Here is a 15,731-nt window from a genome sequence, read left to right as displayed (position 1 = left end):
GACCGGGTTCGCACGTGGCCCGATACCCGGCGGCGTGTTCTGTCATACCGGTGCGGGAGGATGGCGGCATGCGGATCGTGGTCCTCTCCGGCGGCATCGGCGGCGCGAAGTTTCTGGCCGGCGTGCGCGCGCATGCCCGCGGCCTCGGCGCCGAGGTCACCGCCGTGGTCAACGTCGGCGACGACGTGCGCATGCACGGCCTGCAGATCTGCCCCGACCTCGACAGCGTGATGTACACGCTGGGTGGCGCGCACGACCCCGAGCGCGGGTGGGGCCGGGTCGGCGAGAGCTGGGTGGTGAAGGAGGAACTGGCCGCCTACGGCGCCGAGCCGTCGTGGTTCGGCCTGGGCGACAAAGACACCGCCACCCATCTCGTACGCACCCGGATGCTCGCCGCCGGCTATCCGTTGTCGCAGGTCACGGCGGCCTTGTGCGCCCGCTGGCAGCCCGGCGTCACGCTGCTGCCGGCCACCGACGACCGGCTCGAGACCCACGTGGTGGTCGATGTCGAGGGCGAGCGCAAGGCGATCCACTTCCAGGAGTGGTGGGTGCGATACCGCGGCGACCTGCCGACCCACCGGTTCATTTTCGTCGGCGCCGAGGCGGCCAAGCCGGCGCCGGGCGTGCTCGAGGCGATCGCCGGCGCCGACGTGGTGCTGGTCGCGCCGAGCAACCCGGTCGTGAGCATCGCGCCGATCCTGGCCGTCAACGCGATCCGCGACGCCGTGGCCGGCGGTTCGGCCCCGGTCGTCGGGGTCTCCCCCATCATCGGCGACTCCCCCATCCGCGGCATGGCCGACAAGTGCCTGGCCACGCTCGAGGTCGAGGTCAGCCCGGCCGGCGTCGGCCGGCTCTATGGAGCCCGCTCGGCCGGCGGCCTTCTCGACGGCTGGCTTGTCGACACGTCCGACGCGGGCGTCGAGATCCCCGGTCTCCAGACCCGCGCCGTCCCGCTGTGGATGAGCTCGGAAGAGGCCACGGCCCAGATGGTGAAGGACGCACTCACCCTGGCCGGCGTCGCCTGACCGACCGGCCGACCAGCGCAGAAAGGGACGACGTCGTGGAGGACGGGCTGGAGATCCTGCCGGTGCGCGGGATGGGGCACATCGAGGCCGGGGACGACCTGGCCGAGCTGATCACCGCGGCGGCGCCGTGGATCGCCGACGGCGACGTGCTGGTGGTCACCAGCAAGATCGTGTCGAAGGCCGAGGGGCGGCTGGTCGAGGTCCCGGCCGACGGGCCCGAGCGCGACGAGGCACGCCGGGCCACGCTGGCCTCGGAGACCGCGCGGGTGGTGGCCCGCCGCGGCCCGACCACGATCGTGCAGACCCATCACGGGTTCGTCATGGCCGCGGCCGGCATCGACGCCTCCAACGTCGACAAGACCCACCTCGTGCTGCTGCCCGCCGACCCCGACGCGTCGGCCCGGCAGTTGCGCGCCGCCTTCCGGGCCCGCGGGCTCGACGTGGGCGTGATCGTCTCCGACACGACCGGCCGCACGTGGCGCAACGGGCTGACCGACGTGGCGCTGGGCGCGGCCGGCATCGAGCCGATCCGTGACCACCGGGGCGAGACCGACCCGTACGGGAACGAATTGGAGATCACCCAGATGGCGGTGATCGACGAGCTGGCCGCGGCCGGGGAACTCGTCAAAGGCAAGCGCGACCAGGTGCCGGTGGCTGTCGTGCGGGGTTATCCGCGGTCCGGCATCCGCGACTCGGACGGCGCGTCGGTGCTGCTGCGCGACGCCGCGTCCGACATGTTCAGCCTGGGCACGGCCGAGGCCCGCGCGCTCGGCCTGCGCGACGCCGCCCAGCTGCCCGACGGCGCCCTTCCGGGGCGTCCGATCGATCCGGCCGCCGTCGACCGGGCCGCGGCCGCCGTCGCCGGTCTGCTCTCGCCGGCCATCACCGTCGTGCCGGCCGAGGTGGTCACCGGCAGCGGCGCCACCGCGGCCCTGCATCTGCAGACCCGCGACACCACGCCGGCCGGCCTGATGCGGCTCGGTTCCGACGCGCACCGGCTGCGGGCCGCGCTGGCCGCCGAATCGATCGTCACGCTGTCGCTGCCCCACGAGGACGGCATCCGCCTCGAGCTCTCCGGAAACTGAGGACATCACGGTGACTCTGGAAGACCTGCACGCGGACGCCGTCCGGGTGCTAGAGACCTGGCAGCCCACCTCCGACGAGGCCGCCCTGGCCCGCAAGCGGACCCTCGAGCTGCTGGCCGACGGGCCGGTCGCGATGACCCGGGCCCACCGGGAAGGTCACGTGACGGCCAGCGCGCTGATCGTCGACGGGGACGGGCGGGTGCTGCTCTGCCTGCACGGCCGCCTGGGCCTGTGGATGCAGCTCGGCGGGCACTGCGAGGCCGGGGACGCGTCGCTGGCCGCGGCCGCGTTGCGCGAGGCCACCGAGGAATCCGGCATCGCGGGCCTGGAACTGGATCGGACGCCGATCGACATCGACATCCACGAGGTGCGCTGCGGAGCGGCCGACGGCGTCGCGGCGACGCCGTCGGTCCACTATGACGTCCGCTTCCTGCTGCGCTGCCCGGCCGGCACGCGCGAGCAGATCAGTGCCGAGTCGGCCCAGCTGGGCTGGTTCGACCCGGGCGAGCTGCCCAGCCCGCTGGCCTCCGGAACCGCCCAGCAGATCGGGCCCGCGCTGGCAAGGCTCGACTAGACGTAGCCGTGCTGGCCGAGCTCCTTGAGCTCGTCGACCAGGTGCTTGACCTCTTGCGCGCGCTCGCGCGGGATCACCAGGACGGCGTCGGGGGTGTCGACGATGACCAGGTCACGCACGCCCATCGCGGCGATCAGACGACCGTCGGTCGGCACGACCACCAGGCCCTCGGTCTCGCGCAGCAGGACGCCCGAGGTCTGCTGCATGTCGCGGCCCACCACCACGTTGCCCGCCGGGTCGGCCGCCAGCACCTCGCCCAGCGTGTGGAAGTCGCCGACGTCGTTCCAGCCGAAGTCGCCGGGGACGGTGCCCACCCGGCCGGCCGTGGCCGCGCCCTCCATCACCGCGTAGTCGACCGAGATGCGCGGCAGGGTCGGCCAGACCTCGCCCAGCACCTCTTCACGGCCCGCGGTGTCCCAGGCCTGGGCGATGCGCGAGATGCCGGCCGCGAGCTGGGGCTGCTGACGCGACAGCTCGGACAGGAACGTGTCGGCCCGCCAGACGAACATGCCGGCGTTCCACAGGTAGTTGCCCGACTTCACGTAACCCTCGGCCACGTCGTAGGTCGGCTTCTCCTTGAACTCCTCGACGGCGAGCACCGGACCGTCGCCGGTCGCGCCGCCGCACTGGAGATAGCCGTAGCCCGTCTCGGGCCGGGTCGGGGTGATGCCGAGGGTCATCAGCAGACCCTGGCGCGCGCCCTCCATCGCCTGACGGATGACCTGGGTGAAGCCTTCCTTGTCGGAGATCAGGTGGTCGGACGCGAACGAGCCCATGATCGCCTCGGGATCACGCCGGGCGATCACGGCCGCGGCCAGGGCGATCGCCGCGCACGAATCCCGTGGGGACGGCTCGACCAGCACGTTGGCCTCGGGGATGGCGTCGAGCTGCCGGGAGACCGCGGCCGCGTGCGCGACACCGGTGACCACGAAGATGCGGTCCATCGGCGCGAGCAGGTCGAGGCGGTCGACCGTGGCCTGCAGCAGCGACGCGTCCGTGCCGGTCAGCGGATGCAGGAACTTCGGGTGACCGGCCCGGGACAGCGGCCAGAGACGCGTGCCCGTCCCACCAGCCAGCACCACGCCGTAAAGCCCGCCGAGTTCATCGCTCATGCGCACAGAGTGTAAAGGTCAGATCGCCGAGACTCGTTTCCAGGTTGTGACGTGCACTTCCGCGCTTGACGCCCAAGTGAATTCCTTGGCCCGGTCGAAGCCCGCCTTGGCCAGCGTGACGCGCCGCGGCTCGTCGTGCAGCAGGTCGGCCAGGTCGGTGGCGATCCGGTCGGGATCTTCTGTCGTGTACGCGACAGCGTCGCCGCCGACCTCGGGCAGGGACAGCCGCGGGGTCGTCAGGACGGGGGTCGCACAGGCCATCGCCTCGAGGATCGGCAGGCCGAAGCCCTCGCCGAACGACGGGTAGCAGGCGACCAGCGCGCCGCCGAGGAAACCGGGCAGGTCGGCGTACCGCAGATAGCCGGGGCGCAGCAGGCGCAGGTGGGACGGCACCTCGGCCACGGCGCGATCGATCTCGTCGTCGTGACCCTGGCCACCGGCGATCACCAGCGCGGGCGGGTGCGGCCAGTCGGCGACCGCACGGGCCCAGCCCCGGATCAGGTTGGGAACGTTCTTGCGGGGCTCCTTGGCGCCGAGGAACGCCACATAACCGGCGTCGTTGAGGCCGAGCCGGGCCCGCACGCGAGCCTTCTCCTCCTCGGTCGGCGCGTGGAAGGCCGCCTGGTCGACGCCGTGATAGGCCACGTCGATGCGGGTCGGATCGGCGTCGAGGAGCCGGATCAGCTCGTCACGGGTCGCTTTGCTGGGCACGATGACCCGCGCGGCCCGGCGCAGCGACGTCTTGATCGCGCTGCGGAAGAACGTCCGCTTGGTGTTGTCGTAATGCTCGGGTTCGGTGAAGAACGTCGCGTCGTGCACGGTCACGGTGACCGGGCAGCCGGCGCGGAGCGGGCACGTATAGAAAGGCGAGTGCAGCACCTGGGCCCCGACCTGCTGAGCGAGCAGGGGCAGACCTGTCTGCTCCCACGCCAGCCGGGCCGGGCGGTGCGCGACGGCAGCCGGGCCGGCGATCACCTCGGCCTTGTGGTCGAGCATGCGGCTGTAACGCTCCGCATCCGACCGCTGGGCCACAACGGCCAGATCGACCCGGTCAGGATCCATCCGTCCGAGGGCACCGAGTAGGCCGTCGACGTATCTGCCGACTCCTCCTCGGTCTGCGGGGACGCTGGTGGCGTCGACGAGCACTCGCGGGGGGCGACCGGCGGTCACGAGGCAACTCCCAAAGAGGTTGTAATTCAGACCACTGGCAAGGGTACGCCCGCAATGCATCGCGCATGTGACCGCGACACCGCCTTGTTGCCAGCGTTTCGCCGTTCTCATCGCCCGTTCAGGATCGATTACGGAGCGTAATCCCTCTATCGTTGTCCCGGTGGAGACCACGATCCCCCAGGTGCTGGCGGCCGCGGTGCGCCGTGATCCGACCGGTCCGATGCTGACTTTCTATGACGACGCGAGCGGCGACCGCACCGAACTGTCCGGCGCGACTTTGGACAACTGGGTGTCAAAGACGGCAAACATGCTGGTCGACGGCCTCGGATTGGGCACCGGCGACACCGCCGCGGTCAAGCTGCCGCCGCACTGGCAGACGGCGGCTGTCCTGCTCGGGGTCTGGTCGGCCGGCGTGACGGCGGAGATCAGCGACCCGGATTCGGCCGACGTTCTCTTCACCGCGCCCGATCAGACCACCACGACAAAAGCCTCGGACCGGTACGCGACGGGCCTGCTTCCCTTCGCCATGCCGCTTCGCGAACTGCCCGCGGGCTTCGCCGACTACGTGCTCGAAGTGCGCCAGTTCGGCGACCACTTCCCGGGCCGGCCGGTCGCCGCGGGGGATGTCGCGCTGAACGACCGTACGCACGCCGAAGTGATCGCGGCCGCCCAGGCGCGCGCCACCGAACTGGGCATCGCCCCGGGCAGCCGGGTGCTGATCGACGCGGCGACCCGGTTCGATCCGATCGACTGGCTGGTCACCCCGCTGGTCGCGGGCGCGTCGATCGTGCTGTGCGCCAACCTCGACCCGGCCCGGACGTCGAGCCGGGCCGAGTCGGAAAAGGTGACGCTGGTCGTGGCCTAGCGTGCGCGCTTGCGGGCCAGCTCCTCGAAAGCCACCAGGGACTCCGGGTTGGCCAGTGCCCCCTTGGCCGCGGCCGACTCGACCGGGGTGCCGGTGAGGATTCGCTTGACCGGCACCTCGAGTTTCTTGGCCGACAGGGTGCGGGGCACGGCCCGTACGGCGTGGATCTCGTCGGGAATGTGCCGTGGCGACAGAGCGGCACGCAGCTCGCCGGCGATCCTCTTGCGGAGCGCGTCGTCGAGCTCGAGACCCTCGGCCGGCACGACGAAAAGCAGCAGCTCGCCGTTCGGGTCGTCGTCCTTCTCCAGGTGCACGACCACCGAGTCGGCCACCTCGGGCAGGGCCTCGACCACCGAATAGAACTCGGCCGTGCCCAGCCGGACGCCGCCGCGGTTGAGAGTGGCATCGGAGCGCCCGGTGATCACGCAGGAGCCGTCGGCGCCGATGGTGATCCAGTCGCCGTGCCGCCAGACGCCCGGGAAATAGTCGAAATAGGCCTCCCGGTAGCGCTGGCCGTCCGGGTCGTTCCAGAAGCCGACCGGCATGCTCGGCATCGGGGCCGTGATCACCAGTTCACCGAGCTCGTCGATCACCGGCCGGCCGCCGGGGTCGTACGCCTCGACGCTCGCTCCCAGCGCCCGGCAGGCGATCTTGCCCTCGACCACCGGCAGCAGCGGGACGGAACCCACGAAACCGGTGCAGACGTCGGTGCCGCCGGACAGCGACTGGAGCTGCAAGCGACTGCCCACCGCCTCGTAGACCCAGTCGAAACCCTCGGGCGGCAGCGGCGCGCCGGTCGAGCCGATGCCCTTGAGCCGCCGCTTCTGCGGGGTGAGCCCGGCCTTGCGGCAGGCCATCAGGAACGGCGCCGAGGTGCCGAAATACGTGATGCCGGCCTCGTCGACCAGATCCCACAGCACCGACATGTCCGGGAAGCCGGGATTGCCGTCGAACAGCACGATCGCCGCGCCCACGGCCGGCCCGCTGACCAGGAAGTTCCACATCATCCAGCCGGTCGTGGTGAACCAGAAGAAGCGGTCACCCGGGCCGAGGTCGTGGTGCAGGGCCAGCATCTTGAGGTGCTCGAGCAGGATGCCGCCGTGCCCGTGGACGATCGGTTTCGGCAGTCCCGTGGTGCCCGAGCTGTAGAGCACGTAGAGGGGATGGTCGAAGGCGAGTTCCTCGTACGCCATGGGCTCGTCGCCCTGGAGGTCACCGAACGTGTCTTTGGCCGCGTCGAGGTAACCGATGGTCACCACGTGCTCGAGCGACGGAAGGGCGGCCCGGATGGCTTCGACCTCGCCGGTGCGGTCGATCGGCTTGTCGCCGTAGCGGTAGCCGTCGACCGCGACCAGGATCTTGGGCTCGATCTGTTGCCAGCGGTCGATCACACTGCGTACGCCGAACTCGGGGGCGCACGAGGAGAAGATCGCGCCGAGGCTGGCGGTGGCGAGCATCAGGACGTACGTCTCGGGGATGTTGGGGGCGTACGCGGCAACCCGGTCGCCTTTCCGGACTCCCCTGGCCCGCAAGCCCGCCCGTACGGTCCGGACCTTGTCCCGCAATTCGCTTTTCGTGAGCTTGATGGCGTCGCGCGTCTGCGAATAGGCCAGAACGACCGGGTCGTCCTCGGCCAGCCCGGGCATGCGCAGGACGTGCTCGGCGTAGTTCAGCGTCGCACCGGGGAACCACTTCGCGCCCGGCATCCCGGTGTCGGGCAACACTCCCGAGGGCGGGGCGTGCGAAATCACCTCGAAGTAGTCCCAGATCGACTGCCAGAACGCCGGAAGATCATCGACGGACCACTGCCACAGGGCCGCGTAGTCGGCGAACACCAGGCCGCGCTCGCGCTGCAGCCACGACATGAAATGCCCGATCCGGGTTGTCTCGCGAACATCGGCCGGCGGCTGCCACAACACTGCGCCCGTCATGCGATCACCTTAACGTTCATTCAGTCTCTCGTGCCTTCTGGATGGCGGTCCGCCGGGCCAGGCGGTGCTCCCTCCGGATCAGAGCCTCGCGGAACCGGCGCTCGTCGTCCACGTTCTCGGGCAACACCGGAGGCACGTTTCTTGGGTGGCCGGCCACATCCACGGCCACGAACACCAGATATGCCGTCGCCACGGTGAGCGGCTCGTTGGCCACCACGTCCCAGCGCTCGGCGGCCAGCTTGACGCCGACCTCCATCGAGCTGGTGCCCGTCCAATTCACTTGCGCGTACGCGTGGACGAGATCGCCGACCCGCACCGGCTCCAGAAACACGATCTCGTCGATCGCGGCCGTGACCGCCGTGCCGCCGCTGTGCCGGGCCGCCGCCGCGCCGGCCACGTCATCGACGAACTTCATCAGCACGCCGCCGTGCACGGTGCCGTACAGGTTGACGTCGACCGCGGTCATGATGCGGCTCAGCGTGACCCTGGAATGGCTGGTGGGACGGCCCTCATTCATGCGGCGTAGGTTACGGCGTCCTTCCGTGCGGTTGCCCCTCGACGGTACGGTTCGTCGGGCAGCCAGTGTTCGGGGAGAGAAAGCGTGCGCCACTTCAGGTCGATCTTGTATGCCCTCGTACTGGCACCGGCGGTGTGGGTTCTCGCCGGGGTCGGTTTCACCCACGACCTGACCACCCGCGGACGCGACGACTTCGCGGTCGAATCGGCCACCGGGCTGCTGCTCCTGCTGCTCGCCGGGGCGGCGTACGGAATCCTGCTCCTCGCCCCCATCTCACCGGCCGGGCCACTGGCGGGCGGGCTGATCTATCTGGGCATTTCGGTCTGGGCTCTGGTGTCGCCGGGCGGCTATGCCGGGGCGTGGCCGACCGAGGTGGCCCAGGAGGGCTTCGACGTCAGCCGGCCCGGCTACGGCCTGGCGGCGATGCTGGCGGTGCCGCTCATGTGCACTGCCTTGAGCGCGCGCCGCTGGAACCGCTACGAGCCGGTGGTTCTGCCGCTGATCGGGACGGTGGGGCGGGCTCGGGTTGTTGCTTCGCCGCCCTCGGCTCCGGGAATGTTGCCTGCCTATACGCCGGCGGGCGACTCCGACCCGACCACGGTGATGCGCCTGCCGGTCATGGGCGGCGGCGATTCGACGACGGCTGTCATCGGTTCGCCCGCGGGCCAGCTGCCCGGTTCCGTTCCTGCCCCTGGTTCCGGGCCTGTTCCTGCCGCGGCTTCCGGTTTCGCCTCTGCGTCAGGTCTCGCCTCGGCCTCGGGTCCTGCGTCGGCCTCCGGTCTTACGTCCGACTCCGGTCTTACGTCCGACTCCGGTCTTGCGTCTGCTTCGGGTCTCGCGCCTGCTCCCGGTTCGGCGTCCGCCTCCGTGTTGACGTCTGCTGATGACTCGCCCACGGTTGGCAGCGTCACGTCCGCGCCCGCCGATCCCGATGCGACTTCGGTGCTGCCTTCGTACGAAGCCACTGCAACGGATACGCCGGTGCAGTCAGCCGCCGCGGACGAAGAGGCGGCTGACCACATACGGATTTCTGTCGATTCCGACTCCACCCCTGTGTCGTCCTCCGACTCCACCCCTATGTCGTCCTCCAGCAAGACCCGTCCGGCGGCTTCCGACTCCACCCCTGTGCCGTCCTCCAGCAAAACCGGTCCGGCGGCTTCCGACTCCACCTTTGCGTCGGCCTCCAGCGAAACCGGTCCGGCGACGTCCGCTTCGGCACCGGCTTCGGCTTCGGCCACGACGGAGTCACCGATGTCTGCGCTCGCCGGCCCGCTGCGCGAGGTAGCGGCGGTGGCTCCGGAAGACGAGGCCACCATTGCCTGGTCGACGCTCCGGGACGAGCGCCGCACAACAGTGATCGTCTCCTCCGACGAGGCGGCCACGGTGGCAGCCCTCTGCGACGGCCAAGCCTCGACTAGACGAGCCACCGTTACGCCGCCGCCCGCGGAGCCCGAAACCGCGCTCGCCGAGTCGCCGACTTCCACCGCCGATGGACAGCAGGTCCCAGCAGCAACGACCGAAGACGACTCCCCCACGTCCGAGGGTGCCGCTGGTGCCACCGTCCAGCGGGCCAGTTCCACCCAGGTCGCGGACGAGGCTGAGGCGACCCCCGCGGACGAGCCGACAACCGTCCCGTCGGCCATCGACATTCCGGCGGAAGCCGAAAAGGCGCAAATCACCGAGGTCCGAAACACCGACACGGTACCGGACGATCCGACCGCCGACATCGCAAGCGGCACGGACAAAACCACCGACATCGCAGCCGGCACAGACCAAGCGACCGGCCTTGAAACGATCGCCGACAGCGCGAGCGGCAGCGACGAAGCGACGGCCGGTCTGGCGACGACCGCTGACATTGCAGCCGGCACGCAGGAAACGGCCGGTGGCGAGGCGACCGGCGACCTTGCGAGCAGCACGGACGAAGCTTCGGACAGCTCGGTAGCGATCGCCTATAAAACAGCCGACTCAGATGCGACCGCGGGCATTGCAAGCGGCACGGATGAAGCTGCACCCCGCCTCGACACGACCGCCGACATCACAACCGGCACAGACGAAGCAACCGGCCTCCACGCAACCGCCGACAATGCAAACGGCGCCGACGAAGCTGCGAACGGCTCGGTGACGACAGCCGACATCAACGCCGACACGGACGAAGCAGCCGACTCCGACGCGACCTCCGACGTTTGGGGCAGCGAGAACGACGAAGCCACGACCGTCTTGTCACCGATTGGTCGCCCGGCGAATGAGGAATTCACGGCTAGCTTCCCAGTCGCCGAGGTGGGGCATCCCGGGGTCGCTGAAGCGCACGACGGGGCAACGGCCGGCGACCTCGCGGGCGAGAGCAATGAGACGACGGCCGGCTTCCAGGCCGTTGCCGATGTTCGGACGGCAACCGATGTTTCCGCCGGTCATCTGGCAGCCGACACGGACGAAGCTGCGGACGGCCTCGACGCTCGGGGCGACGAGGATGACGAAGCCACGACCGTACTGTCACCGGTTGGCCGCCCGGCCGAAGAAGACGCGATGGACGGCGACCGAGCCGTACCGGTCGAGGTCCTGGAATCGGGAATCGCGGACATCTCGACAGTGGACGATGTCTCGGAGGACAACGGCGACGAGACGGCCGCTGGAATCCGGCCGGTTGACGGCGTTGCGTTGGCGGAGGCGACTGATGCCTCCAGCGTCGACGTCAAGGCCGGTTCTGAGCGAGCGATTGACAGTGGTTCCGGCAGCGAGAACGACGTAGCGGTCGACGCGGATGCGACTGTTTCCGCGAAGGTAGATGCGGTTCGGCCGGAGGCGGACGGCGAAGACGTTCGGGCCGGGGAATCTAATGCTGAACGGCACCTCGACGCGGCGACCGATGACGTCGTGGCAGCGAAAAGCGGCGGGGACGGCGCCTATGTGTATGTGACGGGTAAGGCCAAGCCGGCCCCCCACTCGCGGGCTGTTCCGCCGGACTTCGAGGAGACTCGGTCGTTCGAGGCTCCCGATCCGGAGCGGACCCGGGCCATCAATCTGGGTGAGCTCACCACGAAGCTTCAGGTGACGCCCGCGGCGGGGGAAGAGCAACCGGGGAACGTCAATGAGCCGGTCAAGGCGCGCGCGTCGGTGGCGGCGCCGGATCCTGATCTGAGCGGGACCGAGATCACCCGGTCGCTGAGTGCGCCCGATCCGGATCGGACGCACACGATTCGGGTGGCGGGCCCGGAGAATGCGCGGCCGGTCAGCGCGTCGGATTCCGAGACGACTCACGCCATCACCGTCATCACGTCGGAGGATGCTCAGACCGCATCCGGTATCGACGACGGCGAGATCACCCGGTCGCTCAGTGCGCCGGACCCGGATCGTACGCAGACAATCAAGGCGCTTGCGGAGAACACGCGGTCGCTGGAAACGGTTCACCGGGACAGCGACGAGGTGGGCCACGAGCTCGACCCGGACCGTACGGAAGCAATCGTGAATTTGGCACCAGGTGAAGGGCTGCGACTGATGCCGCCCGTCGCGCCGGCGGAGATTGCCTGGCATCCGGGGCTCGCGCACGACGGTCGCGCGGGCGACACCGGTGACGCCGGCGGGGACGAGACGCAGGTCATCAGGCTCGATCCGGACCGTACGCAGATCATCCGGCCCGGATCGGTGGAGCCGCCCGGCGAACGCACCGAGTTCATTCGGCTGCCGAGTGCGGGTCCGAGCGGCGCGATTCCCGACCCGATACCGACGGTTACCAATCCGGCGGTTGCTGCGGTCGAGCTGGCGCCGGTTTCGGTCGTCGAGGCCGAGCAGCCCAATTTCGCCGAGGATCCGACGAGCCGGATCGTTCCGTCGGACGGGAACGGGCGCGACGCGGAGAAGCGTGAGATGACCGTGATGAACATGGAGCGGCCGCCGGAGGACGACCCGGAGATTCCGCAGCAGCGCCAGCCGAGTTCCTCCGAGAGCTGACGACCCGTGACGCAGCGCTATCTGGGAAAGTTACGGGTTGTCACTCGATCGAGTCGTACAGATGATCGAAGAATGTAGTATCATCACCGCATGTCCACGGACGACGTGCCTCTGAGCAAGCGGCAACGGCAGATCCTTTCGATGATCCGAGAGTGGATCGACCAGCACGGTTATCCCCCGACCATCCGAGAGATCGGCGCCGCTGTCGGGCTCGACTCGCCGTCGTCGGTGGCCCATCAGCTCAAGGTGCTCGACGATCGCGGCTTCATCCGGCGTGGCGCTCGGGGTTCGCGCGCGATCGACGTGCGCACTCCCGGCGAGCAGGCCAATGTGCCCGTCCCGGTGATCGGCACGATTGCGGCCGGCGCGCCGATCCTGGCCGACGAAAACGTGGACGAGGAACTCAACCTGCCGCTGAGCCTGGTCGGCCACGGCACGTTGTTCGCCCTCAAGGTCAAGGGCGACTCGATGATCGACGCCGCAATCTGCGACGGCGACACGGTGGTCGTCCGCCAGCAGCAGGTGGCCGACAACGGTGACATCGTGGCCGCCATGATCGACGGCGAGGCCACGGTCAAGGTCCTGCGGCGCAACGGCCGACACATCGAACTGGTCCCCCGAAACCCGGCCTACGACGTCATCCCCGGCGACAACGCCACCATCCTCGGCCGCGTTGTGACCGTCCTGCGACGGCTCTGACTTCATTCCCGAGCAAGACCCGCCCCGGCCAAGACATGACCGGCCGGCGGGGCACGACGCGCAAGTCCGAGCTCGATCAGGAAAGAGCTCGGACCGCATCGGTGGAGATGCGGCCCGAGCCCCGGGGTGGTTCAGTGCCGCCGGGGCGAGAGCGTGGACGGAACCCTCGCGCCTGCGACCTCGGCGGGCCGGACTACACGGCCCGGGTCAATCAGCGGTGGCCGCGCGGGCCGTGACCGCCGTGGCCGCGGCCGTGACCCCACGGGCCGTGGCCGTGGCCGCCGCCGCGGAAGTCGCGCTCGACCTCGAGGGCCCACAGGCCACGCTTGAAGCCGAAGCGGACGCGGTCACAGTCGTAGTCGTCCCAGCGGTTGGTGATCTCGCCGATCCGGCCGGCCCGCTCGCAGGCGCGCAGCGTGCGGAAGTAGCCGACGACGCGGTCGCGGCCCCAGCCCTTCTCGGCCTTGGTGGTGGTCGACGGCTTGGCGGCCGGCGCCGTGGTGCTGTCGGCGGCCATCGCGGGACCGGCGGCCATGGTGGCCCCGGCCACCAGACCCATCGCCATCATCGTGAACGTGCGGGTTGCCTTGTTCATCTCAACCTCCAAGTTGGCTACTGCCTTCTGCCACAGATCGTGGCATATGGGACTCATCGGTCTTGAACAGGCGAATACGTACTTTCGGACGATCTTGGCTGACCGTTTGTGTGGGCCGTCACACTAGGCGCGAAACGGCAGCGCTCGGCATCTCGCGTCTGGGCCGGCGAAGAGCTTCGGCACCCGTGGGGCGACGCGCAACGACGGGCGGGCTCGGGTCCTCAAAGGACAGGACACGCCGCCGCCCGCAGGGCATGTCGTTGTCGGTGCGGCGCGGGGACTTCGCGGCACGCACCCCGGTGAGTGACGCGCCGTCGGATGCGACCTTGGGCAGCAGCCGGAACTCAGGGTTCGGGATAGCGGACCAGGCGCAGGCGCCAGTGGAAGATGGCCAGGGTGGCCAGGACGCAGATCAGCCACGTGATGCCGGCGTGCGTCAGGCCGCGCCAGACCAGGTCGATGGGGCCGCCGTCGACCGCGTAGTTGCCGACCTCGCGCGCCGACCAGAAGGGCATCAGCTTGGCGATCAGGCCGGTGGGGTCGGCCAGCATCTGGACCGAGCTGATGCTCAGCAGGGCCAGTGCGCCATCCAATTCGCGAGGCAGCACGGCCCCGATCAGGCTTCCGACCGGGGCCGCTACGACCGCGGACAGCAGCATCATGAGGCCGGCGGCCCAGAGGTGCGGAAGGTTCTGGTCGGCGGCGACCAACGTCCAGTAGCCGAGCGCGAGCAGGATGCCGGCGGCGGTCATGGCCAGCAAGCGGCCCGCGATGATGCCGGTCACCGAGGCGCCGGTCAGGCGCAGGCGCGGGTCGACGCCGCGGGAGGCGTTCACCACGAAGAGGGTCAGGGTTGAGATCGCCCACCCGATGCCCAGGGTCAGCGCGCGGGTGGACTGGCCGGAGAGGTCGCGCCGGACCAGGTAGAACCAGAACGGCAGGGTGATCACGAGCAGGAGCGCGGCGCGGCGCCGGGTCACTTCGAGGGCCGACAGGCGGGCCACGACCAGGGTTGTCATGCGGTTGCTCCCAGGTCGAGGACGTGGTCGACGTTCTGCAGGTCGTGCAGCAGGTGAGTGACGACCACGACTGCCCGTCCGGCGTCGCGCCACGCCAGGACCTGCTGCCAGAAGTCCACATAGGTGCCCTGGTCGAAGCCCTGGTAGGGCTCGTCGAGCAGCAACAGGTCGGGCGCGTGCAGCTCGCCGAGGACGAGGTTGAGTTTCTGGCGGGTGCCGCCGGACATCCGCTGGGCCGGCTGCTTCCGGTTCGGCCGCCAGGCGAGGCGGGTGGCCAGGTGCACGCCGGTGGACCGGGCCCGTCCGGGCACCATGCCGGCCGCCGCTCCGAACAGCGTGAAGTGTTCCTCGGCGGTCAGCCATCCCGCGGTTCCGCCGTCCTGCGGCACGAACCCGACCCGCCGCGTGCGTTTGACAGTTCCGCCGCTGGGCCGGGTCAGCCCGGCGCAGATGCGCAGCAGGGTCGACTTGCCGCAGCCGTTGGCGCCGACGATCGCGGCGACTTCTCCCCCGCGTACGGTCAAATTGACGCCTTGGAAAACCGTCTGGCGCCGGTACCGCTTGGCCACCCCGTCCAGGCTCAACATGACCGGTCCGGGGGCATATCGCGTACGGGATGGGACCGCGGCCGCCGTGTTGAGCTCGGCCACCAGGTGCCGGGCGTAGAGGTGGGCCGGCCCGAAGACGTCGGCGGGCGGGGCCGCACTCTCGGCCGCCTGCTGGGTGGTCTCGTCGGCGAGGCGGCGGGCGCGGGCCGGTTGCAGGCCGAGGCGCAGCAGTTCGGCCTCGAAGGTCGTGGGCCAGTCACTCATGCGGCACTCCGCTGAGCAGGCTGTCGACGCCGTCGCGGAACGTTCGCCAGTCGCCGGCCTGACCGGCGAGCACGTCCAGGCCGGCCTCGGTGATCGCGTAGTACTTGCGGCGCGGGCCGGTCTCCGACGGCCCCCAGCTGGGGACGGCCAGGCCCTGTTCCTCGAGGCGGAGCAGGGCCGGATAGAGCGTGCCACCGGGCACGTCGGCGACTCCGGCCGCGGCGAGGCGCTGAGACAGACCGTAGCCGTAGTCGGCGCGTTCCCGCAGCATCGCGAGCAGGCACAGGTCGAGGAAGCCGTGCAGCCACGGCCGAGGCGTCATGGCTAGTCAGGCTAACTGGTTAGTAGGCAGTCTGACTAGCTTTCCAAGGACTGCGTATGG

Annotated in this window: 14 protein-coding genes; 6 read left to right on the top strand and 8 right to left on the bottom strand. The window is 69.9% G+C overall.

Annotation, left to right across the window (positions count from 1 at the left end):
- Positions 1-68 precede the first annotated feature (68 nt).
- Genes cofD through ACZ3I4_RS03990 form a run of 3 tightly spaced genes read left to right on the top strand, consistent with a single transcriptional unit; the run spans position 69 to position 2,684 of the window.
- Positions 69-1,025 carry a 2-phospho-L-lactate transferase gene (gene cofD, locus ACZ3I4_RS04000; protein ID WP_465380323.1) on the top strand — a complete coding sequence of 319 codons (957 nt, stop codon included), beginning with the start codon at positions 69-71 and terminating at the stop codon, positions 1,023-1,025.
- On the top strand, positions 956-2,110 hold the full coding sequence (locus ACZ3I4_RS03995) for a coenzyme F420-0:L-glutamate ligase (protein WP_465380322.1): 1,155 nt from the start codon (positions 956-958) through the stop codon (positions 2,108-2,110). The genes cofD and ACZ3I4_RS03995 overlap by 70 nt, the downstream gene beginning before the upstream one ends.
- 10 nt (positions 2,111-2,120) lie before the next feature.
- Positions 2,121-2,684 carry an NUDIX domain-containing protein gene (locus ACZ3I4_RS03990; protein ID WP_465380321.1) on the top strand — a complete coding sequence of 188 codons (564 nt, stop codon included), beginning with the start codon at positions 2,121-2,123 and terminating at the stop codon, positions 2,682-2,684.
- Here ACZ3I4_RS03990 and ACZ3I4_RS03985 read toward each other — a convergent pair.
- Positions 2,681-3,796, bottom strand: a complete 1,116-nt coding sequence (locus tag ACZ3I4_RS03985) for a mannose-1-phosphate guanylyltransferase (protein WP_465380320.1) — start codon at positions 3,794-3,796, stop codon at positions 2,681-2,683. The two genes, ACZ3I4_RS03990 and ACZ3I4_RS03985, sit on opposite strands and share 4 nt — an antisense overlap.
- An 18-nt stretch (positions 3,797-3,814) precedes the next feature.
- Positions 3,815-4,966 carry a glycosyltransferase family 4 protein gene (locus ACZ3I4_RS03980; protein WP_465380319.1) on the bottom strand — a complete coding sequence of 384 codons (1,152 nt, stop codon included), beginning with the start codon at positions 4,964-4,966 and terminating at the stop codon, positions 3,815-3,817.
- Between the two features lie 160 nt (positions 4,967-5,126).
- On the opposite strand from ACZ3I4_RS03980, the gene ACZ3I4_RS03975 reads away from it, so the two are divergent.
- The gene (locus ACZ3I4_RS03975) at positions 5,127-5,831 is read left to right on the top strand and encodes a TIGR03089 family protein (RefSeq protein ID WP_465380318.1); all 705 of its coding nucleotides are present in this window, start codon (positions 5,127-5,129) and stop codon (positions 5,829-5,831) included.
- On the opposite strand, the gene ACZ3I4_RS03970 is transcribed toward ACZ3I4_RS03975, so the two are convergent.
- Entirely contained in the window at positions 5,828-7,762 is a 1,935-nt protein-coding gene (locus ACZ3I4_RS03970; protein ID WP_465380317.1) for an acetoacetate--CoA ligase, read from the bottom strand. The genes ACZ3I4_RS03975 and ACZ3I4_RS03970 overlap by 4 nt on opposite strands.
- 16 nt (positions 7,763-7,778) lie before the next feature.
- Complete coding sequence (locus tag ACZ3I4_RS03965; protein WP_465380316.1) at positions 7,779-8,279, bottom strand: acyl-CoA thioesterase; 501 nt, start codon at positions 8,277-8,279, stop codon at positions 7,779-7,781.
- Between the two features lie 84 nt (positions 8,280-8,363).
- Here ACZ3I4_RS03965 and ACZ3I4_RS03960 point away from each other — a divergent pair, with 84 nt between their 5' ends.
- Positions 8,364-12,224 (top strand): hypothetical protein, encoded by a 3,861-nt coding sequence (locus tag ACZ3I4_RS03960; protein ID WP_465380315.1) that lies wholly within the window; start codon positions 8,364-8,366, stop codon positions 12,222-12,224.
- A 90-nt stretch (positions 12,225-12,314) separates the two neighbouring features.
- Positions 12,315-12,923: a transcriptional repressor LexA gene (gene lexA, locus ACZ3I4_RS03955; protein WP_465380314.1), complete on the top strand. Its 609-nt coding sequence runs from the start codon at positions 12,315-12,317 to the stop codon at positions 12,921-12,923.
- A gap of 211 nt (positions 12,924-13,134) precedes the next feature.
- On the opposite strand, the gene ACZ3I4_RS03950 is transcribed toward lexA, so the two are convergent.
- From ACZ3I4_RS03950 to ACZ3I4_RS03935, 4 genes are all read right to left on the bottom strand, one after another.
- Positions 13,135-13,518 (bottom strand): hypothetical protein, encoded by a 384-nt coding sequence (locus ACZ3I4_RS03950; protein ID WP_465380313.1) that lies wholly within the window; start codon positions 13,516-13,518, stop codon positions 13,135-13,137.
- A 344-nt stretch (positions 13,519-13,862) separates the two neighbouring features.
- Entirely contained in the window at positions 13,863-14,537 is a 675-nt protein-coding gene (locus tag ACZ3I4_RS03945; protein WP_465380312.1) for a hypothetical protein, read from the bottom strand.
- Positions 14,534-15,349, bottom strand: a complete 816-nt coding sequence (locus ACZ3I4_RS03940; protein WP_465380311.1) for an ATP-binding cassette domain-containing protein — start codon at positions 15,347-15,349, stop codon at positions 14,534-14,536. Before ACZ3I4_RS03940 ends, ACZ3I4_RS03945 begins: the two co-directional genes overlap by 4 nt.
- Positions 15,342-15,671 (bottom strand): PadR family transcriptional regulator, encoded by a 330-nt coding sequence (locus ACZ3I4_RS03935; protein ID WP_465380310.1) that lies wholly within the window; start codon positions 15,669-15,671, stop codon positions 15,342-15,344. The genes ACZ3I4_RS03940 and ACZ3I4_RS03935 overlap by 8 nt, the downstream gene beginning before the upstream one ends.
- Positions 15,672-15,731: the final 60 nt, after the last annotated feature.

This window comes from Actinoplanes sp. NPDC021490 (genome assembly GCF_055562135.1).
This window is presented reverse-complemented; position numbering and strand designations above follow the sequence as displayed.